This window comes from Streptomyces sp. JH14 (genome assembly GCF_029428675.1).
Lineage (GTDB): Bacteria > Actinomycetota > Actinomycetes > Streptomycetales > Streptomycetaceae > Streptomyces.
In genome coordinates, this window is record NZ_JAJNEL010000001.1 from 4,578,413 (window position 1) to 4,597,693 (window position 19,281).

The 19,281-nt window shown below is 66.9% G+C and carries 23 protein-coding genes and 2 pseudogenes; 19 read left to right on the plus strand and 6 right to left on the minus strand.

What is annotated here, in order from left to right; all coding sequences use genetic code 11:
• Positions 1–52: 52 nt before the first annotated feature.
• The 3 genes and pseudogenes from LRD69_RS20795 to LRD69_RS20805 all read right to left on the minus strand — a co-directional run.
• A pseudogene (locus LRD69_RS20795) lies at positions 53–424 on the minus strand (type II toxin-antitoxin system VapC family toxin); the annotation flags it as partial.
• The gene (locus tag LRD69_RS20800; protein ID WP_277329811.1) at positions 424–648 is read right to left on the minus strand and encodes a type II toxin-antitoxin system prevent-host-death family antitoxin; all 225 of its coding nucleotides are present in this window, start codon (positions 646–648) and stop codon (positions 424–426) included. The gene LRD69_RS20800 and the pseudogene LRD69_RS20795, both read right to left, overlap by 1 nt.
• A 100-nt stretch (positions 649–748) precedes the next feature.
• Positions 749–2,470 (minus strand): glycoside hydrolase family 18 protein, encoded by a 1,722-nt coding sequence (locus LRD69_RS20805; RefSeq protein WP_346771917.1) that lies wholly within the window; start codon positions 2,468–2,470, stop codon positions 749–751.
• 669 nt (positions 2,471–3,139) lie between these two features.
• Here LRD69_RS20805 and LRD69_RS20810 point away from each other — a divergent pair.
• The 17 genes from LRD69_RS20810 (at position 3,140) to LRD69_RS20890 (ending at position 16,810) form a co-directional block, all read left to right on the plus strand.
• Positions 3,140–3,988 (plus strand): hypothetical protein, encoded by an 849-nt coding sequence (locus tag LRD69_RS20810; RefSeq protein WP_277329813.1) that lies wholly within the window; start codon positions 3,140–3,142, stop codon positions 3,986–3,988.
• Between the two features lie 160 nt (positions 3,989–4,148).
• Positions 4,149–4,856 (plus strand): Flp pilus assembly protein CpaB, encoded by a 708-nt coding sequence (gene cpaB, locus LRD69_RS20815; protein ID WP_277328060.1) that lies wholly within the window; start codon positions 4,149–4,151, stop codon positions 4,854–4,856.
• Positions 4,857–4,863: 7 nt separating this feature from the next.
• Positions 4,864–6,165: an AAA family ATPase gene (locus tag LRD69_RS20820; protein WP_277328061.1), complete on the plus strand. Its 1,302-nt coding sequence runs from the start codon at positions 4,864–4,866 to the stop codon at positions 6,163–6,165.
• 3 nt (positions 6,166–6,168) lie between these two features.
• Positions 6,169–6,591: a TadE/TadG family type IV pilus assembly protein gene (locus tag LRD69_RS20825; protein WP_277328062.1), complete on the plus strand. Its 423-nt coding sequence runs from the start codon at positions 6,169–6,171 to the stop codon at positions 6,589–6,591.
• Between the two features lie 3 nt (positions 6,592–6,594).
• Entirely contained in the window at positions 6,595–6,972 is a 378-nt protein-coding gene (locus LRD69_RS20830; RefSeq protein WP_277328063.1) for a TadE/TadG family type IV pilus assembly protein, read from the plus strand.
• Positions 6,973–7,032: 60 nt separating this feature from the next.
• On the plus strand, positions 7,033–8,370 hold the full coding sequence (locus LRD69_RS20835) for a CpaF family protein (protein ID WP_277328064.1): 1,338 nt from the start codon (positions 7,033–7,035) through the stop codon (positions 8,368–8,370).
• 10 nt (positions 8,371–8,380) lie between these two features.
• Positions 8,381–9,319 (plus strand): type II secretion system F family protein, encoded by a 939-nt coding sequence (locus LRD69_RS20840; protein WP_277328065.1) that lies wholly within the window; start codon positions 8,381–8,383, stop codon positions 9,317–9,319.
• 14 nt (positions 9,320–9,333) lie between these two features.
• Complete coding sequence (locus tag LRD69_RS20845; protein WP_277328066.1) at positions 9,334–10,221, plus strand: DUF5936 domain-containing protein; 888 nt, start codon at positions 9,334–9,336, stop codon at positions 10,219–10,221.
• Positions 10,222–10,273: 52 nt separating this feature from the next.
• Positions 10,274–11,590, plus strand: a complete 1,317-nt coding sequence (locus LRD69_RS20850; protein WP_277328067.1) for a histidine kinase — start codon at positions 10,274–10,276, stop codon at positions 11,588–11,590.
• Positions 11,591–11,633: 43 nt separating this feature from the next.
• Positions 11,634–12,713: a response regulator transcription factor gene (locus LRD69_RS20855; protein WP_277328068.1), complete on the plus strand. Its 1,080-nt coding sequence runs from the start codon at positions 11,634–11,636 to the stop codon at positions 12,711–12,713.
• A gap of 215 nt (positions 12,714–12,928) precedes the next feature.
• A complete protein-coding gene (locus LRD69_RS20860; protein ID WP_277328069.1) occupies positions 12,929–13,159 on the plus strand; it encodes a hypothetical protein in 231 nt (76 codons plus the stop codon).
• On the plus strand, positions 13,159–13,788 hold the full coding sequence (locus tag LRD69_RS20865) for a pilus assembly protein TadG-related protein (RefSeq protein ID WP_277328070.1): 630 nt from the start codon (positions 13,159–13,161) through the stop codon (positions 13,786–13,788). The genes LRD69_RS20860 and LRD69_RS20865 overlap by 1 nt, the downstream gene beginning before the upstream one ends.
• A gap of 31 nt (positions 13,789–13,819) precedes the next feature.
• Positions 13,820–14,431: a hypothetical protein gene (locus LRD69_RS20870; RefSeq protein WP_277329814.1), complete on the plus strand. Its 612-nt coding sequence runs from the start codon at positions 13,820–13,822 to the stop codon at positions 14,429–14,431.
• A 53-nt stretch (positions 14,432–14,484) separates the two neighbouring features.
• Positions 14,485–15,090 carry an OmpA family protein gene (locus tag LRD69_RS20875; protein ID WP_277328071.1) on the plus strand — a complete coding sequence of 202 codons (606 nt, stop codon included), beginning with the start codon at positions 14,485–14,487 and terminating at the stop codon, positions 15,088–15,090.
• Positions 15,091–15,302: 212 nt separating this feature from the next.
• Positions 15,303–15,512, plus strand: coding sequence for a LysR family transcriptional regulator (locus LRD69_RS20880; RefSeq protein WP_277328072.1), 210 nt, complete (start codon positions 15,303–15,305; stop codon positions 15,510–15,512).
• A 111-nt stretch (positions 15,513–15,623) separates the two neighbouring features.
• On the plus strand, positions 15,624–16,193 hold the full coding sequence (locus LRD69_RS20885; protein ID WP_277328073.1) for a DUF4240 domain-containing protein: 570 nt from the start codon (positions 15,624–15,626) through the stop codon (positions 16,191–16,193).
• Positions 16,190–16,810 (plus strand): SMI1/KNR4 family protein, encoded by a 621-nt coding sequence (locus LRD69_RS20890; protein ID WP_277328074.1) that lies wholly within the window; start codon positions 16,190–16,192, stop codon positions 16,808–16,810. Before LRD69_RS20885 ends, LRD69_RS20890 begins: the two co-directional genes overlap by 4 nt.
• On the opposite strand, the gene LRD69_RS20895 is transcribed toward LRD69_RS20890, so the two are convergent.
• Positions 16,811–17,047: a S1 RNA-binding domain-containing protein gene (locus LRD69_RS20895; RefSeq protein ID WP_277329815.1), complete on the minus strand. Its 237-nt coding sequence runs from the start codon at positions 17,045–17,047 to the stop codon at positions 16,811–16,813. It lies immediately after the preceding gene.
• Positions 17,048–17,068: 21 nt separating this feature from the next.
• On the minus strand, positions 17,069–17,443 hold the full coding sequence (locus tag LRD69_RS20900; RefSeq protein WP_277328075.1) for a hypothetical protein: 375 nt from the start codon (positions 17,441–17,443) through the stop codon (positions 17,069–17,071).
• Between the two features lie 103 nt (positions 17,444–17,546).
• Here LRD69_RS20900 and LRD69_RS20905 point away from each other — a divergent pair, with 103 nt between their 5' ends.
• Positions 17,547–17,849, plus strand: coding sequence for a hypothetical protein (locus LRD69_RS20905; protein ID WP_277329816.1), 303 nt, complete (start codon positions 17,547–17,549; stop codon positions 17,847–17,849).
• Between the two features lie 166 nt (positions 17,850–18,015).
• On the opposite strand, the gene LRD69_RS20910 is transcribed toward LRD69_RS20905, so the two are convergent.
• Positions 18,016–18,579: a dihydrofolate reductase family protein gene (locus LRD69_RS20910; RefSeq protein WP_277328076.1), complete on the minus strand. Its 564-nt coding sequence runs from the start codon at positions 18,577–18,579 to the stop codon at positions 18,016–18,018.
• A gap of 553 nt (positions 18,580–19,132) precedes the next feature.
• Between LRD69_RS20910 and LRD69_RS20915 the strand changes: the two are divergent.
• Positions 19,133–19,261, plus strand: a pseudogene (locus LRD69_RS20915) (DUF4240 domain-containing protein); the annotation flags it as partial.
• Positions 19,262–19,281: the final 20 nt, after the last annotated feature.

A 19,281-nucleotide genomic window follows, 5' to 3' on the forward strand; every position in this document is an offset into this window, starting at 1 on the left:
CAGCCCTCGCAGACGTCGGGAGCTGCGTCGGGCGGCGGCTCGTCAGGCCCTGGACGTCCATGACCGGGACGTCGTAGTGCGGGATCCACTTGTCCCGGGTGACGATCGTCATTCCTTCGGTCTGGGCCTGCGCGACCAGTATCCGGTCGAACGGATCCCGGTGATGGGCCGGCAGCCTGCTCGCCCGCACCCCATGCCCAGCGGTGATCGGCAGCGGAGTGAACTGGCTGTCCCGGACCCGTTCCGCCAGATCCTCCGGCCCGTCCAGTTTGCCGAGTGACTGCTTGATGGCGATCTCCCAGGCAGAGACCGCGCTGACGTACACGGACGGTTCTGTATCGAGCAGGTCCTTGACTTCCCCGGAGAGCTCGGAGGAGTCGTCGAGCCACCAGAGGATCACATGCGTGTCGAGAAGCAGCCGCATCACTGCATCCCGAAGGCGCCGGCGATCTCGTCGGGCAGCTCGTCGAAGTCGGCGGCGAGGTGGATCCGACCCTTCAAGGAGCCGCGCCCCGTCCGCCTGACCTTGGGACGTAGCGGAACCACCTTGGCCACCGGTTCGCCGGCCTTGCTGATCACGACCTCCTCGCCGGTGGCGACCTGTTCGAGGATGCGCGAGAAGTGGCCGCCATAGCTCGCACGCAGCAGCGCCGCCGGGGGAGCGGCGGCGCTGCTGGTCGGGATGTACGGGGTGGGGGGTGGAGGGTGTGCGGGTGCCGCACCGGGCACCCGTACACCCCCGCGCCGGCTACGGCAGGCCGTGCACGTGCGGGCCCACCGCGTTCGACCACGCGTTGCCCGACTTGGCGTCCCAGTTCGTCGACCAGGTCATCGCGCCGCGCAGCGACGGGTAGGTCTTCGACGGCTTGAACGATCCGCAGTTCGTGCCACGGGCAAGGCAGTCCAGGGCGTTGTTCACGATCGTCGGCGAGACGTAGCCGCTGCCGGCGCCACTGGTCGACGCGGGCACGCCGAGCCCGACCTGGGCCGGTGCGAGACCGCCCTCCAGCTGGATGCAGGCGAGCGCGGTGAGGAAGTCCACCGAGCCCTGCGAGTAGACCTTGCCGTCACAGCCGAGCATCGAACCGCTGTTGTAGTACTGCATGTTGACGACGGTCAGGATGTCCTTGATGTTGAGCGCCGTCTTGAAGTACTCGCCGGACGTCGACTGCATGTCGATGGTCTGCGGCGCCATCGTGATGACGAGCTTGGAGCCCGCCTTCGACGAGAGGGACCTGAGCGCCTGGGTCATGTACGTGGAGTTGAGGCCGTTCTCCAGGTCGATGTCGACGCCGTCGAAGCCGTACGTCTGCATCATCGAGTAGACGGAGTTGGCGAAGTTCGTGGCGGAGGTCGAGTCGTTGATCGAGACGGTGCCGTTCTGGCCGCCGATCGAGATGATCACGGACTTGCCGGCCGCCTGCTTCGCCCTGATGTCGGCCTTGAACTGGTCGACGGTGTAGCCGCCGAGCCCGGCCGAGTCGAGGTTGAAGGTGACACCGCCCGGCGTGCCGGTCGCGTCGGCGAAGGAGACCGCGATGATGTCGTAGTTGGCCGGCACATCGCTGATCTTCTGGACCGTGGCACCGTTGTTGAAGTTCTGCCAGTAGCCGGTCACCGCGTGCTTGGGCACGGTCCCGCCGCCTCCGCTGCCTGTGGCCGAGGTGGTACCGGTCACCGCCGAGGACTTGGCGGACTCACCGGCCGCGTTGGTCGCGGACACCTGGAAGGAGTACGAGGTCGAGGCGGCCAGTCCCGTGGCGGTGGCCGAGGCTCCGCTCACCGACTGCACCTTGGTGCCGTTCTGGTAGAGGTTGTAGCCCGTCGCGCCCGACACCGGGTTCCAGGACAGGGCCACGGAGGACGAGGTCACGGACCCCACCGCGAGACCGCCCGGCGTGGCGGGGACCGTCGGTGCGGGGTCGGTGCCGCCTCCGCCGTCGGGGCCGGTCACGGAGATGTCGTCGGCGAAGTAGGGGGCCTGCCCGTACCAGCCGTGGAGATAGACGGTCACCGAGGTGGTGTTCGGGCCGGTCGTGAAGCTGGTGGAGAGCTTGGTCCAGCTGCTTGCGTCGGGCGTCCAGGTCGACACGTCCGTTGTTCCGGTGCCGGTCGCGCCGATGTACGTGTATCCACCCTGCACCCAGCCGCTGAGCGCGTACGTGGAGTTCGGCTTCACGGCCACGGCCTGCGTGCACTGGGCGTTGTCCTGGCCGGCCGGGCTCGCCTTGAGGGCCGAGCTGCCGCCGTGCACGGGGGAGGAGACGGTGGTGCCGCTGCCGTTGGAGCAGGTCCAGTTGGTGAGTCCGGACTCGAAGCCCGCGTTCTTGGCGACGTTGACGTCGGCGGCCTCGGCGGTGCTGACGAGGCCGGTGACGGTGAGCGCTCCGGCGGCGACGACGGCCATGGCGGAGCCGAGGATCGCGCGGACGGGACGTCTGCGGTGCCGGGTGCCGGGTGTGCGTTCCACTTGCTTTCCTCCGTGGGGGAGTTGGGGATGCAGGGGGATGCATCGGGGATGCAGGCGGGTGTCGGAGGTGCGACACGGGAGTGAACGTGCGGGGCGTGGAGGTGAGTTGAGGAACGGTGGCCACCGTTGGCCGATAAGCTGGTCCAGACCATTCGAGTTGTCAAGACCTCTGGCGGCGGCAGCTTCCGGCGAGGGGGTCCGGGCGGGGCTCCGGCCGCCCTCGGGCGATCTTCGAGGGCCCGGATGCCACCCCTCGGGGGGCGGCGGTCGCGCGGCGCGACGGGGTGGCCGAAGTGGTCGCTCGGTGACGGATTTCGTCCGGGTGGAATGGGGTAGCAACACCCCAAGATCCATTCTGACGTGGGTGAACGAATTCCCGCAGAAGAAAATCGGAACGTGTATCGGTAACTCTGCGCAGTGGTACAGAAGTTAACCACTCTCGGTTTCGTCCGATTTCGCACCCGGTGGCCACAAGCCAGTTGCGTGGGTGTTGCACGGCTGTTCCTGTACTGGTCCACGAAAGGTGTTCTCTGGCTGGTAGGACGTGGATAAAGTGCAGGAGCAGAAGCACGGAGCAGGAGCGATTGCGGCCACCGTCAGCACGACGGAGGCCGGAGCCGAACGGGGACCAGCGTGCCGACCGCTATAGCAGTGACCAGTGCTGATCTTGTGCTGCCAGCCACCGATCAGCAGACACCGACGGCGGCCTTGCTGCAGGCTCCGGAAGACCAGACGATGGATCTGGCGATCAGCGACATGCATGTGATGCTGGAGCAGCACGGCTATGTCGTCGCCGTCTACTCGGCCGGCCTGCCCGTGGCCCACGAGCGCAGACTGCACTCCGTCAGATCGGTCCTGGAGAGCGACCGCATCGCCCTGCTCAAGGTGGATCTCCCTCCGTTGGGCCTTGCCGTACTGGTGAGGCAGCTGCGCCAGTTGTCGATCTGCGACTTCACCCCGGGAGTGGTCGCCTCGGCCGCCCGGCTGCTGCCCCACTACATTCACGCAGGCGCCCTGCTGAACTCCGTCACCAAGCTGGACCGGGTTCCGGTCAGCCTCAAGACACACGCCAAATCATGGGTGCCGGGCTCGCAGTTCGCCGTGGTCGCGGGACCGAACCCGCAGCTCACCAAGGTCGGACCGGCCGCGGAGCCGCCGACGGGACCGGAGTTCGGAACGCATCTGCTGATCGCCAAAGGGCAGTTGCAGTCGGAATGGGTGCAGAGAACCTTGGCCCCTTCCTGGAAGGTCCAGGCCATTCATGAGGCCACTCTGCCCGCCGACTCCTCCCGATGGTGGGGAACCGGAAAACTGGTGGAATTTGCCGCCTATCTTCCGGACATCTCCGTTCTGTACCAACTGGTTGCTTCCGTAAGACGCGAGAACTGCCACTGGTGCGGAATGGAACTCATCGGTGATCGCTGCGGGTTCTGTTCCTCGCCTCTCCCTCCGCCCGAGAACCGAATGCAGTCAGGAAGTGTCCTGAACCACGGAGCGACTGCGCCACCCCGGTCGTGACCGGCCTCCGCACCACGTCACCACGAACGGGTGCGGACACCGCAACGCAGGTACAGACACCCGAGACAGACGCACTCTCCGACATGTCCGCCCACTCAGCCACCGCGCATCCTTCTGTCCGCTGCCCCACGCATCCGATACGAACGAGGTTGTCCGGCCCATGAACTCCCGCCAGCGCCGCGGCGTGATACTCCTGCTCCTGTCGGTCCTGTGCGCCTTCGGCGCCTTCGCCGGTGTGCTCTCGGTGATCAGCGACGTCAACTCGAAGGTCGGCCCCGAGGTCTCGGCCTACCGGCTGAAGAACGACATCGCCCCCTACACGGGGCTGACCGCCGGGCAGTTCGAGAAGATCAAGATGCCGAAGCGCTGGCTGTCGACCAACGCCGTGACCGACCTCTCCGAGATCAACGGGAAGATCGCCGTCACCCAGCTGCGCAAGGGCTCGCTGCTCCAGTCGGACATGATCCAGAAGAGTCCCGAACTGCAGCCAGGTGAGCAGGAGATCGCGATCATGATCGACGCCGCCACCGGCGTCGCCGGCAAGATCACCCCGGGTTCGACGGTCAACATCTACGCCACGTTCGCCGGTGAGCAGGACGGTGCCCCGTCCCAGTCGAAGGTCATCGTCTCCAACGCCAAGGTGCTGGACGTCGGCAAGCTGACCGCGCTGGAGCCGGGCCGCGACGCCAAGTCGAACCTGGGTACCGAGGCTGTCCCGATCACCTTCGCGCTCAACACGCTCGACACCCAGCGCATCGCCTACGCCGAGTCCTTCGCGGAGCACGTACGCCTCGCGCTCCTGGCCTCCGGCAGCGACAGCACCATCCGTCCGGGCGACCGCACCTACACGCTCGACAAGGACAAGTGAGGGTCGAATGACCACCAGGATCCTCCCGGCCGTCGGTGACACCGACGCGGCCAGATCCGTCACCACTCTGCTCAGCCAGCTTCCCGACGCGGAGCCGGCCGCACCGGTCGGCGACTCGACGCAGCTCATCGACACGCTCGCCCGGCTCGCGGGCGAGTCGCTCGACGAGCTGCCCGAGGTCGTGCTGGTCCATGAGCGGATCGGTCCGGTGCCGGCTTTGGAGCTGATCCGGGAGGTCTCCCTGCGCTTCCCCGCCATCGGGGTCGTGCTGATCACCGCCGACGCCAGTCCCGGCCTGTTCTCCGCCGCGATGGAGTCGGGCGCGCGCGGCCTGGTCACCCTGCCGGTGAGTTACGAGGAACTCGCCAACCGGGTCCAGTCCGCCGCCCAGTGGTCGGTCGGGGTACGCCGCCACCTGAGTGCCGGGGGCGATGTCTTCACCGGCCCCGGCGGCACCGTCATCACCGTCAGCGGCGCCAAGGGCGGTGTGGGGTCCACCGTGACGGCGGTCCAGCTCGCCCTGGCCTCCCAGGCGTCGGGACATTCCGTCGCGCTGGTCGACATGGACCTCCAGTCCGGCGACATAGCCTCGTACCTCGACGTGCAGTTCCGTCGTTCCATCGTCGACCTGGCGGCGATCACCGACATCTCGCCCCGCGTCCTGTCCGACGCCGTGTTCAGCCACAGCACCGGGCTCGCCCTGCTGCTGGCGCCCGGCGAGGGCGAGCGCGGCGAGGAGGTCAGCGACCGGTCGGCCCGCCAGATCGTCAGCGCCCTGCGCTCGCGGTACGAGGTGGTGGTCATCGACTGCGGCAGCCAGCTGCAGGGCGCCGCCGCGGCAGCCATCGAGATGGCCGACACGGCGCTGCTGGTCACCACCCCGGACGTGATCGCGGTGCGTGGTGCGAAGCGCACCGTACGCATGTGGGAGCGGCTCCAGATCCGCAAGGCGGAGGAGACGCTCACCCTCGTCAACCGGTACATCCGCAACACCGAGATCCAGCCTCCGCTGATCGAGAAGATCACCGGGACCCGGATGGCGAACACGGCCGTTCCCGCGAATTTCAAGGAACTCCAGGGCGCCGTCGACGCCGGCCGGATGCATGAACTCGACGCCAGGAGCGTGGTGAAGCAGGCGCTCTGGGGCCTTGCCGGGGAGCTGGGAATCGTCAAGGTTCCGGGCGGCGGGGAAAAGGGCGGCGGGAAGAACGCAGGCAAGTTCAAGAACGACCGAGGCTCGATCGGACGCTCGCGCAGACGGCGCGACGGCGACTCCGGGGGCCGTGGGACGACCGAGGGGACACGTTGACCAATGACAGCCACCGAGACGAGAGGCCTGAGGATACGGAGGGGGCGTGACGGTGATTCCTGCCGTGAGCGGGATCGCGGCCAGACCGCGATCGAGTTCGTGGGCGTCACGCCGCTGATCATCCTGTTACTGATCGCGCTCTGGCAGTGCGCGCTGATCGGCTACACGTTCAGCCTGGCGGGCAATGCCGCGGACGAGGCGGCGCGGGCGGGGACCGGCGCGGAGTACCTTCCGACGCTGGCCTGCCAGCGTGCGGCCAAAGAGGACCTGCCGGATGCCTGGGAGGGCTCGTCGAGCACGGAGTGCAACGCAGGGCTCGCGCTGTACACGGCCAAGGTCAGCCTGAAGGTGCCGGTCCTGGTGCCCGGCGTACTCAACTGGCCGATGACGATCACCGGCGAGGCCGCGTCGCCGACGGAGGGCTGAGCGATGTCGAAACGCACAGGCACGCCCCGCCGCGACCGAGGCCAGGTCGCCATCGAGTACATGGGATTCATCCCGCTGCTGCTTCTGGTGGGCCTTCTGGCGATACAGCTGGGTGTGGCCGCGTACACGGCCAACCAGGCCGGCACGGGTGCCCGCGCGGCCGCTCGCACGGCCAGCCACCAGGTGCCGCCTCTGCCGCCCGAACTGGCGGGCCGGGAGGCGATGAGTGACTGGCTCTCAGACGAACGTGACGACGCGCGGTTCACCCCGAGCTACGGCATCGATGAGGTGACCTACACCGCCCGCGTCAAGATCCCATCCGTCGTCCCTGGACTCAGCTGGGGATATGCCGAGCGGAGCGCCACCTTCCCCAGGGAGTGACCGGCCCCGCATTGCGCGGCCGGAGCACCATCTGCACGTCGGACCAAGGGAGTTACGGACATGAGCCTGCGGGCCCGCATCACCGCCCCCGAGAAGAACAGCGGGGGGCGGGAGGACAGCCACATGGTGGCCTCCTACCGCGCCAAGCTGCTCGAGGAGATCGACCTCGCGGAGATGTCCTCGCTGGCCGCCGCCGACCGGCGGGCCCGCCTGGAGCGCGTCCTCAGCCACATCATCAGCCGTGAGGGCCCGGTCCTCTCGACCGTAGAACGCACCCAGCTGATCCGACGGGTCGTCGACGAGGCCCTCGGTCTCGGCATCCTGGAACCGCTCCTCGAGGACGCGTCCATCACCGAGATCATGGTGAACGGACCGGACCAGATCTTCGTGGAGCGCAGCGGCAGGGTCGAGCAGCTCCCGATGCGGTTCGGTTCGCACGAGCAGCTGATGCAGACGATCGAGCGCATCGTGTCGACCGTCAACCGCCGTGTGGACGAGTCGAATCCGATGGTCGACGCCCGACTGCCCAGTGGTGAGCGTGTCAACGTGATCATCCCGCCGCTGTCGCTGTCCGGCGCGACGCTCACCATCCGACGATTCCCGCGGGCCTTCACGCTCCAGGAGATGATCAGCATCGGCTCGCTCGACGATCAGATGCTGATCCTGCTCTCCGGGCTCGTCCAGGCCAAGCTCAACATCATCGTCTCGGGTGCCACGGGCACGGGGAAGACGACGCTGCTCAACGCGTTGTCCGGACTGATTCCGAACCATGAGCGCATCGTCACCATCGAGGACTCCGCAGAGCTCCAGCTCCAGCAGAACCATGTGATCCGGCTGGAGTCCCGCCCGGCGAATGTCGAAGGGAAGGGCCAGATCACCATCCGTGACCTGGTCCGCAACTCCCTGCGTATGCGCCCGGACCGGATCGTCGTCGGTGAGGTCCGTGGCGGTGAGTCGCTCGACATGCTCCAGGCGATGTCGACGGGTCACGACGGCTCGCTCGCCACGGTCCACGCCAACAGCGCCGAGGACGCGCTGATGCGTCTGCAGACCCTGGCCTCGATGTCCGAGATCAAGATCCCGTTCGAGGCGCTGCACGACCAGATCAACAGCGCCGTGGACGTCATCGTCCAGCTCACGCGGCACGCCGACGGTTCCCGCAAGGTCACCGAGATCGCCGTGCTCGACTCGCACGGCCGCGACGCGTACCGCATCGTGACCGTCGCCCGGTTCAACGCCCAGCCCATGGCCGCCGACGGGCGGATCCACGGAAAGTTCCAGTACCTCCCGCTCCCGCGCAAGATCGCGGACAAGCTCTACATGGCCAGCCAGCCCATCCCGCAGGCCTTCGGAGTCGCCGCATCCGTCGAACAGCTCGCCACCCGAGAGGCCAAGTAGGTACCGCGCGATGATCAATCTCCCTCTGCTCACCATCGGCGTCACCCTCGTCTTCGGGGTGACAGGCGTCATGGGCCTGCACGCCTACACCGGCGGGAAGGCCGATCGGGACGCCCTCGTCGAACGGCTTTCGCACACCGGCCAGATACCGGCAGCCGGGCGACAGCGCCGCTTCCAGGGCGTCGACCGCAGGCTGCGCAGGACGGGTCTGGGCCGCAAGCTGGAACTGAAGCTCGCCGCCACGGGTCTGGAAATCACCCCGGGCGAGTTCTTCGTCTACGCGATCGTGGCCATGGCCGGCCTGTGGATGGCGGCCTCATCGATCCTCGCCAGCTTCTTCGGCCCGGTCGCGGCCCTCATCGGCCTCTGGGGCACCAACGCCTTCCTGAACTGGCAGCGGACCAAACGCACCGAACGCTTCATCAACCAGTTGCCCGAGCTCTCCCGGATCCTTGCCAACGCCACCCAGGCCGGTCTCGCCCTGCGCACGGCCATCAGCATGGCGGCGGACGAGATGGAGGACCCGGCCGGGGAGGAACTGGCCCGCGTCGCCCGCCGCCTCGCCGTCGGTGAATCGCTCGACGACGCGATGAGCGAGCTGACCGACCGGCTGCCGTCGCGCGAGCTGGTCGTCCTGGTGACCACCCTCGTTCTGTCCAACCGGGCCGGCGGTACGGTCGTCAGCTCGCTGCGCAACCTCACGGAGACGCTGGAGGAGCGCAAGGAAACCCGGCGTGAGGTCAAGACGCAGCTTTCGCAGGTCACCGTCACCGCTTACGCCGTGCCGGTCTTCGGCATCGGCGCCATGCTCCTGATGAACGCGGTGATGCCCGGTGCGCTCGACCGGATGACCGGCGCTCTCATCGGCCAGGTCGCCGTGATCGTCTCGCTCGTCCTGTACGCGATCGGATTCATCGTGATCCGCCGCATGTCCCGGATCGACGTCTGAGGGGAGGAGCGGACATGGAACTGTTGCTCGCGCTCGTGGTCGGCCTCGCGGTGTTCGGAGCCATCGCCGGCATCCGTATGTACCGTGCCGACGCCAAACTTCCCGGCGATCTCGCCATCGCCCTGGAGGTCGGTGCCACCCGCACCAACGCCATGGGTTCCGGCATCGACCGGCTCGGCATGCGCTGGGCCCCCATGGTGCTGAGGATGATGGGCCCCAAGGCCGTCAACAAGAAGCGCCGCCAGATCGACATGGCGGGTAACCCCGGCGGTCTGACCATCGACCGCTACGCCGCCCGCCGCTTCGTCTACGGCGCACTCGGCCTGCTCGGGGCGTTCACGATGATCCTGCGCGGCCAGCTCTTCCTCTCCCTGCTGCTGATCGCCTTCGGCATGTTCTGGGTCGAGGTCGGGATCTGGTCGGCGGTCCGGGTCCGCAAGGACCACATCGAGCGCACGCTCCCCGACTTCCTCGACGTCCTGGCCGTCGTCGTCTCCGCGGGCCTCGGATTCCGCCAGGCACTGGGGCGCGTCGCCGACAAGTACGAGGGCCCGTGGGCCGACGAACTCCGCATCACCCTGCGCCAGATGGACATGGGCGTCAGCCGCCGTCAGGCCTTCGAGGAGCTGCGCAAGCGCAACGACTCGGAGCAGGTCGCGATGTTCGTGACCACACTCCAGCAGGGCGAGGAGCTGGGCGCCCCGATCGTCGACACGCTGATCCAGATCGCCAACGACATGCGGCGGACGGATGCCCAGAACGCCCGCCGGAAGGCCGCCAGGGCCGTGCCGAAGGCCACCTTCGCGGTCACGACCTTCCTGCTCCCGGGAACCCTGATCCTGCTGACGGTCGGCTTCGTCTACGGAGCCAACGTCGACTTCAGCTCCCTGACGGGCGGATGACCCCGGATGACCGAGACGACGACCACGACGGGCAGAAGGAGGTGACAGGCTCATGTCGTTCCCACTGGGGAGTTCCCAGGTCGGACTGACCGCAGAAGTGCGCCAGGCGATGGCCGACCCTGGCGCACGCCCGGCGTTCGCGATCCAGCTCAATGCACTCCAGGCGATGTGCCGTCAGGTCTTCGGCTTCCGGCTCGCGATGATCGCCATGGCCACCCCGTTCGCCATCGGCCGCACGGCGCCGGGCCTGGCCACCTGGCTGATCGGCTCGGCCGTCCTCGTCACCTTCATGGGCTCATACGTCCTCTTCCGGGACTGGGAACGGTTCGGCCCCGTCCTCCTGCGTCACCCCTGGCTGCTCGGCATCGACGCAGTGTTCGGTGCCCTGCTGCTGGTCACGGCCACACCCGAGTCCACCCTTGCGTATGTCACCGTGTGCACCCCGCTGCTGGCGGGACTCGTCTACGGCTGGCGGGGCGCGGCCGTCTTCGCCGCACTCCAGACGCTGATCGTCTTCGGCGTGTACGCCACCGATCCGAAACTGGAGGCCGGTGACGCCACCTCGCTCCTCCTCCCCGGCTTCTGCGTGATCGCGGGCGCGGTCGGAGTCACCCTGCGCAATCTCCTCCTCCGGTTCGGCACGGCCAGCCAGGCCCTCACCGAGACCAGGGCGCGGCTCGCCGTGAACCAGGCCGTGGAGGGCGAGCGCACCCGGCTCGCCCGGGAGATGCATGACTCGGTGGCCAAGACTCTGCACGGTCTGGCACTGGCCGCCGACGGACTGGCCAGCTCGTCCGACCGGATGGATCCGCTCACCGTCAAGCACCAGGCCGAACTGGTCGCCCGCTCCGCCCGCCGGGCAGCGGCGGAATCGCGGGAGCTGCTCTCCGATCTGCGCCGCGAATCCGGACTCGACGGCGGTGTGGACGTCGTCTCCGAGCTCAGGGCGCGGGCGGACGACTTCACCCGTCGCCACGGACTCACGGCCACCTTCCGGATGCTGAACGAGGCCCCGGTCCCCCTCGTCCCGCAGGTGGTCGCCCGCCAGCTGCTCACCGTCGCCTCCGAAGCGATGGAGAACGCCCACCGCCACGCCCACCCGACCTATCTCATCGTGCTGGCCGGCGTGAAGGGCGATGTCCTGCGCGTCAGCGTGTACGACGACGGGCGGGGCCTGCCCACGGGCACGACGCTCGACGACCTCAGGCGCGCAGGCCACTTCGGCCTCGTCGGGATGGTTGAACGCGCCGCCTCCATCGGAGCCCGTATCCGCATCGGCAGAGGCAAGGCGGCCAAGGGCACCGAAGTACGGCTCGAACTCCCCGTGGCCGCCCTGGCCACCGATCCGCTCGCTCAACAACTGAACTGACCCGTTCCCACCCCACCCCGAAGATCCTGAGAGGAGGTCGCAGATGCCGGACGACGTCTCCCGCGCGTCGGGCCAGAACTGGGCCGCACAGCACCACGCCTCCCAGCACACGTCCTCGCACGCCACCCCGCTCAACTCGGAACTCAGCTCCTCCGGGTTCCCCGTCCCCCCGCAGCCCGCGGCATCCGAGACCCTGCCGCCCTTCCCGGAGACCCCTCCCATGGCGGCCCCCGGCCCCCTGAGGGTCGTGGTCGCCGACGACAACCCGGTGGTCCGGGCCGGCCTGGGGGTGCTGCTCTCCGGCCGGGAGGACATCGAAGTCGTGGCAGAAGCGGCCGACGGCCGTCAGGCCTACGACATGGCCGTCCGGCACCGCCCGGACGTCGTCCTGCTCGACGTCCGCATGCCGGGCGTCGACGGCATCTCCGCGCTGCCGCACCTCGTGCAGGTGGCACCCGTGATGATGCTGACGTACAGCCGCGAGAGCGAGATCGTGCACGAGGCGCTGCGGCTGGGGGCCGGTGGTTATCTGGTACACGGGGAGTTCACGGCGGACCAACTCGTACAGGCCGTACGGGACACCAAGAGTGGCCGGGCCCACTTCACCGCGACCGCGGCGAACGCGCTCCTGGCCCATATGCGGCAGGGCCCCGGACCACAGGGCCAGCCACTCCCGGAGGGGCTGGGGACCGCACTGACCACGAGAGTCGCGTACCAAGGACCTGGCCACGACGGACACGGCACCGGGCAGGGGCGGCAACACGGTGCGCCTGCACATCCGCCGGTCACCGAAATGCCGCCACCTGCGACGCGACCGGTTCAACCCGCACAGGGTCTTTCGCAAATGCAACCGGTTGTGGCACAGTCTTCAACAACCGGGGGGTCGGCCACGGCCCTCAACAGGGCCCAGTACGGGCTGAGTTCGCGGGAGGTGGAGGTCATGGAGCTGATCGCATCCGGCATGAGCAATCAGCAGATCGCCGCCACCTGCTTCATCAGCGAGAAGACCGTAAAGAACCACATCAACCGCATCTTCACCAAGTTGCACAGCGCAAGCCGCAGCGAGGCGATCGCACGCTGGCTGGGCACGGCACCGCCGCGGGGGAGTGGTGGGCATGGGTGACCCAGGGGTGCGGGCCCATGGCTTGGGCGCCAGGGCCCAACTCGGCCTTTGGGCCCGGGATTGGGTCCTGGGACCCTCCGGTGGGCAGGGTGTCCCGCCGTATGTTTCTCATGTCGCAAACGGCACCGGCCAGGAGGAAGCCGGTAACGGAAGCGGCACCCGAGAAACGTGTGAGTCGGCCGGCAGTCGGTCGGCCGAATCTGGAGGGGAACACCATGTCGAACATCACCCTGAAGGCCGCCGTCCGTGTCAACGGCTGGGCCAACACCGCCGTCACCAAGATCCAGAAGCGTTACGAGACCATGGACCGCGGCCAGACGGCGTTCGAGTACCTGGGCATCATCCTGGTGGTCGTGGCGATCATCGGTGCGATCGTGGCGACGGGTATCGGTGGCAAGATCAGCGGGAAGATCACGGATCTGGTGGACCAGATCAAGGCTGGCTGATGACCGCGAAACCCCGCGGCGACGCAGGGCAGGCCTTCCCCATCTATGTTGTGATGGTGGCGGGCCTGCTCTTCCTCGCGTTCGCCTTCTTTGCTGTCGGTAAGGCATCGGCCACGCGTAACGGAGCGCAGGGGGCGGCTGACGCCGCCGCACTGGCTGCAGCCCAGGACGCTCGCGACGGGTTGGGTCCACCGTTCATCTCAGCTCTGATGACGAACACACTGGACGAATTCCTGAGGGACTACCGGTTCACGCCGTATCCCTGTGTGCAGGCCCAAAGACTCGCTTCGGCCAATCGTGCAGATCTTGATGCCCTTGATCCGAAGAATCCGGGTGGCTGCAACTGGGGGTACGGCTACTTGCAGGACAAGGTCACCGCCAGCGTCAAGACCCGCTACACGATCGGCGACACGGTGATCCCTGGTACGGAGACCCGACATGCCACCGCGGATGCGACCGCGGTCATCGAGTTCCGGTGCGGCTACAAGTTCAAGGGTGACCCGGGTGATCCGGTGAACTTCAAGTGCGATGGACGGGACGGCTTTTCGATCGACCCGACTGATTTCGATCAGGGTTCATGGGCCGCTCTGAGTAAGGCCATCTTTGCTGTCCACCTGGTCGACGACTGACAGCGAACGACGAGTAAAGGAATCAGAACCCATGAGCATTCGGCGTACTGCGAGGACCCGAAGGGTGGTGGCCGCCGTCTCCCTGACGGCAGCGCTGGCCCTCGCCGTCACTGCTTGCGGCAGTGATGACGGCGGAAAGACGAATGATCCTTCTTCGTCGGAGTCCTCCACACCTTCCAAGCCCTCCGAGGGGGACAAGGGGGCGCAGCAGGACACTGCTGCCGGGGACAAGGTGGACCCGAATGTGAAGCTCGCCGAGGCCAGGGGCGACAAGGGCATGCTGCTGGTCGTCAACGAGGTGAAGCGGGACTCCGGCGGATTCGTCACCGTTCAGGGCGAACTGAAGAATCAAGGTGACGCGGCCGTCAATCCCTCTGCATGGGCCGGTAGCGAAAATGTCATCGTCAGCAAGAATCTCAACTCGGTCGGCGGTGCGACGCTGGTCGACAAGGCCGGAAAGAAGCGCTACTACATTCTTCGTGACACGGATGGCCGGTGCCTCTGCACGACGGGCATGACGGCGGTCCAGCCCGGAACGTCGATCCCGGTGTTCATGCAGTTCCCGGCGCCGCCGAACACGACGACCGAGGTCGACCTCAGCCTGCCGACGTTTGCCACCACCTCAGTGAAGATCTCTGGGTGACGGCCGACATGACATACACCCGTACAAGGCGCAGGCCAACACACGTGGCAGGCATGGTTATCGCAGCGGCCGTGCTCATGGCTGGAACGTCCGTCTTCGGTGCACCGAGTGCTTTGGCCGATGACGGACCGAGCGTACCGCCGGGTACCGAAGCATCCGCGACGCCCCCGGTCGAGGTGGACGGCAACGACCCCGACCTCAAGATGGCCGAGGGCGGCACTCTCGCCCCCGCCAAAGTCCTCGACATCATCCAGGTCGTCGAGGACATGGGCGGCGAGGAGCGCCGCGAGGACAGCAACGCGAGCGTCAAGTTCGCACTCCAGGCCGAAGTTCTCTTCGGCAAGGACAGCGCGAAGCTGAGTCCTGCGGCCAACTCCCGTATCGCGGCCATCGCCGACGAGGTCAAGAAGCAGAACGCCACGAAGGTGCGCGTCTTCGGCTTCACCGACAATCTCGGCTCGTCCGCACACGGCGACGTGCTGTCCAAGCAGCGTGCCGACGCGGTGCATTCGGTGCTTGCCGGCCTGCTCGACTCGAATGTCACCTTCGAGATCCGTGGCTACGGCGAGCAGTACCCGATCGCCAGCAATGCCAATGAGGAGGGCCGGAAGAAGAACCGGCGCGTGGAGGTCTCCTTCCCGCGCGGCAACGCTTCCTGACCCGGTCCGTACGCACAGGGGCTGTAGGGTCTCAAAACTCGCTGCATAATCTCAGTGAGAATTGCACGGCGGCGGCATGTATGCCGCCGCCGTGAGACTCGCAGGTCGGGGCGTCACCTATTCGGGTGACGAGAACAGTGATCCATCCCGCCCGTGTTCGCTGCGCCGGCACCTTGGCTGCACAGAAAAGTTGATCTGTGGCTGGGGGTGTGGTGGGGAATTCGCTGCGTCTGTGCACCCTCGGAGCGGCAGCCCGTGACATGGGCGTCAACGGACCCACCCTCGTCACTCAGATTAACCGCCTGGCCAGCGAACTGGGCGGCCCAGCGCTCGAACGAGCCGAACGAGGCCGCCCCATGAAACTCACGCCACTCGGCAAGCGGGTCGTCAGGGCCGCAACGGGTTGGCTGTCTGCGCCGTGACTCCGATGGGGCTCGGAATGCAGGGCCGGCTCGGTCTCCACCGTGATCATGGTGGAGACCGTCCGCCCCTACAGGAGCCGTTGTCAGAGCCAACTGGCAGAGTGCCCAGCCATGGACACCTCTGATTTCTGGACCATTATCGAGGCCGCCCGCTCGGCCGACGGGCCAGACAGGCCTTTCGCCGAAGCCCTGGTTGATGAGCTGGCCGCCCTCACCAAGGACGGCATCCTCCGCTACCAGGAACGCTTCGACGAGGTGCATGACGCGGTGTACCGATGGGACGTGTGGGCCGCCGCCTACCTCATCGGCGGCGGCTGCTCGGACGACAGCTTCATGGACTTCCGCGCTGGCCTGATCGCGCTGGGCCGCGATTGGTACGAGAAGACAGCGGCTTGCCCAGACAGTCTTGCTGAGCACCCAGCAGTGATCACCGCCGCGGAGGTGCACCGTGACGAGGCCCTCTTCTACGAGGAGGTCAACTACGCCGCCAGCGAGGCGTTCAAGCGCATCACCGGCGATGGAGAGGATTTCTACGAGGCATGGGACGAGTACAGAGCCTCACGGGACAGTGCTGAACAAGACTCCGAAGACATGGGCGAGGACTTCGACTTCGATGACCCCGATGAGATGCGACGCCGACTCCCGCGGCTCGCCGCCCTCTACCTCCGTGACACCCCATGACAGACTTCGCCAAGCAGCGACTCCGCATTGCGATGTCCGCCCTCGGCGGCGCCATTCCACACGACCTCCGCCGCCCTCCTCTCGGCTGGCCCGGTGTTCGGGCATGGGAAGCCGAACATGCCCTTGAACTGCCTGAGCCATATCGCACGTTCGTCGCGGAGATTTCCAACGGCACCCAGGAAGGCCCATCCGCCCCGCATAGGCTGCTCGCACTGGGCCAACTCCCCGAGAGCTGGCAGCTCTGGGAAGCCGAGTGCTGGCTGAGCCCCGAACCATTCGATGGCATGGCACCACGGAAGCCCGCGGTGCCATTCCCCCTCAAGGAGGAATGGCAGTGGGAGTACGACTACTACGACCACGACCAGCACTCGCCCCTCCTCCATGGCATCTATCAGCACGGATCGATCCTCCTGGGCAGCAACCGCGGCTGTGAGTTCTGGATACTCATCGTGACTGGGCCTCAACGTGGCCGAGTCTGGTGGCTGGGCGACGGACGCGCGGCCCCCTACGCCGATGCGGGAGAGGAAGCAGAGCCGGAAGGCGACTTCGTGTCCTGGCTCCAGGACTGGCAGGCCGATCGAGGGTGGTGGTCTCAGGACCCGGAAGACCTGGACTGATCAGGCGCCGGGTTCGTCCTGGCCGACGGAGATCGCTTGCCGGTGCGAGAGGGTGATGCGGCGTCGGGCCGGGTCGATGCCCAGGATCTTCACGGGGAGTGCGTCGCCGACGCGGACGGCCAACTGCTGATGGTCTGGGTGCCCGTCATCCAGTGCGGTGTTGTGCACCAACCCCTCAAAGCCGTTCTCCTTCTCCTCGATGCGTACAAACACGCCGAACGGTACGAGCTTGGTAATCTGAGGCCCTGTCCGTCGTGTTCAGGTCGAGTCCTCCAGACGGTGAAATGCACCGTCGAACTCCCCTGACCTCAGCAGCTCGGCGATCACGGTCACCATCCCCGGGATACCCGGTGCCCGCACGATCAAGCCGTCAGAGCACCAGAAGCACTGGCCACCTGCTGCTTCTCCGGTCTCTTCCCATCGCCTCATCAGTCGATTGACCTCGGCGAGGGTGAAGATCGTCGCGCTCCAGCGCGAACCGTCAGAGAGATGAACCTCGGCATCAACATTGCAGACTTCGGCGAGTCCTTCATCTGGGTCAGGGAGGAACAGCGCATCGAACCCTTCGGCGTGGACGCGGTAATACGGGCTGTCCCACCCTGCTTCGGTCTGGACACTGCTCGTGCTGGCCACTGCAGGAGCATCCCAGCACGTCGGACACTCATCCAACAGGTTTTGGACACATCGGCGGCAGGCGGGAGCAGAGTACGGCCATCATGGTCGGGTGATGCGTTGGATGCGCTGCTACTGGGACGAGGAAGACACCTGGTTCTACTTCGAGGTCGATGACGAAGGTTGGGTGATACGGCAGATCGAGCTCGAAGGGCCTGGACTGGCCCCGATCGCAGCCGCCTCCCTCGCGGAATGGCAGCGGGCCTTCGACGCGGGCCGCCTCGACGAATACGACAGCAGATTCGGGGTCACCGCTGAACTGCCCGTCACAGAGTGGGAAGGCCATGATCCGGAGCAGCTGTCCTTCGAGGAGTTCGAAGAGGTCTGGGACACGGCCCGCCGAAGGATCGCCGCCCGGCCATCCTGACTACCGAATCGGGCGTGAGGAAATACCGCCCGTCCTGAGACAAGAGCACCCGTCCACCGCGTGAGACAGCCCGAGATCGCGCTGGTCGGCGCGATGCCTTAGGCGGCGAGCCGCGAGGCCCTACACCGGCGTGTAGGGCCTCAAAAGCCTTGGCAGAATCGGGTGTTCAGCGCCTCGTCTCGTACCTGGTCAGGATCACGCCGCAGGGAAGCGTCCGCGTCTCCACCAGGTTCAGGTTCACCCAGCTGTCCAGCGCGGTGAAGAACGGCGTGCCGCCGCCCACCAGGACCGGCGCGGTGGCCAGCACGTACTCGTCAATCAGCCCGGCCCGCATGGCCGCCCCGGCGAGCGTCGCGCCGCCGATGGCCATCGGGCCGCCGTCCTCGGCCTTGAGCCGGGTGATCTCGGCGACCGCGTCGCCGGTGACCAGGCGGGTGTTCCAGTCGACCTTGTCGATCGTCGAGGAGAACACCACCTTCGACATGTCCCGCCAGCGGCGCGCGAACTCGATCTGCGCCGGGGTGGCGTTGGGCTGCTGGTCGCCGGTCGGCCAGTAGGAGCTCATCGTCTGCCACAGCTTGCACCCGTACAGCGACAGGTCGGTCGCCTGCAACTGGTCGGACCAAAACTGGAACAGCTCGTCGCTCGGCACGCCCCAGCCGATGTCGTCGCCGGGCGCGGCGATGTAGCCGTCCAGGGTCAGGTTCATGCCGTAGATCAGTTTCCGCATGGCGCCAGCCTTCCGTGAGTCGGTCTCACGCGTACAGACCGGCGCGGCACGGGAAACTCATCGGCGCGCGATCTGAGCTCGCATGTAGTCCTTGTGCTCGGTGGCTCAGCCGCAGACTCATCGTTCCGCCGAGGAAATGGCATCGATCTGAGACTGATCCTGGGTGACATCGCGGTGAGACAACAGAGAACCAGCAGGTCACAGAAGATCGACATGTCTTCGGCGGCGAGACCCTACAGGGGCCCGGTGTAGGGCCTCAGAATCTCAGGGCAGACGGCAGAAGGACGGCAGAAATGCCAGAGTTCTGAGACGCGCAGGTGGAGGCCTCACGCGTTTGGGTGGTTCGGGCGGCAGCCCGAACCACCCGTGGAGGTGAGGCGGCACCTTGGCCCTACAGGTGGTTTGCCTGTGGGGCTGGGGGTACGTGATGGGGCCTGGTCCGGCCACACCCGCAGCAGGCGTGAACTGGCCTGGCGTCGGCTCGGCCGGCCCCGGGCCACCAGCCGTTTCGCCTTCGACCGCAGCGCCTCCACCCGTGTCGGCACCAGGTGTTGGAGCTGTGTATCGATGGGACGTGTGGGCAGCCGCCTACCTCATCGGCGGCTGCTCGGACGACAGCTTCATGGATTTCCGCCCCGGTCCGATCGCGCTGGGCCGCGACCGGCACAAGCGTGCAGCATCTGGAAGTGACCGAACGACCGT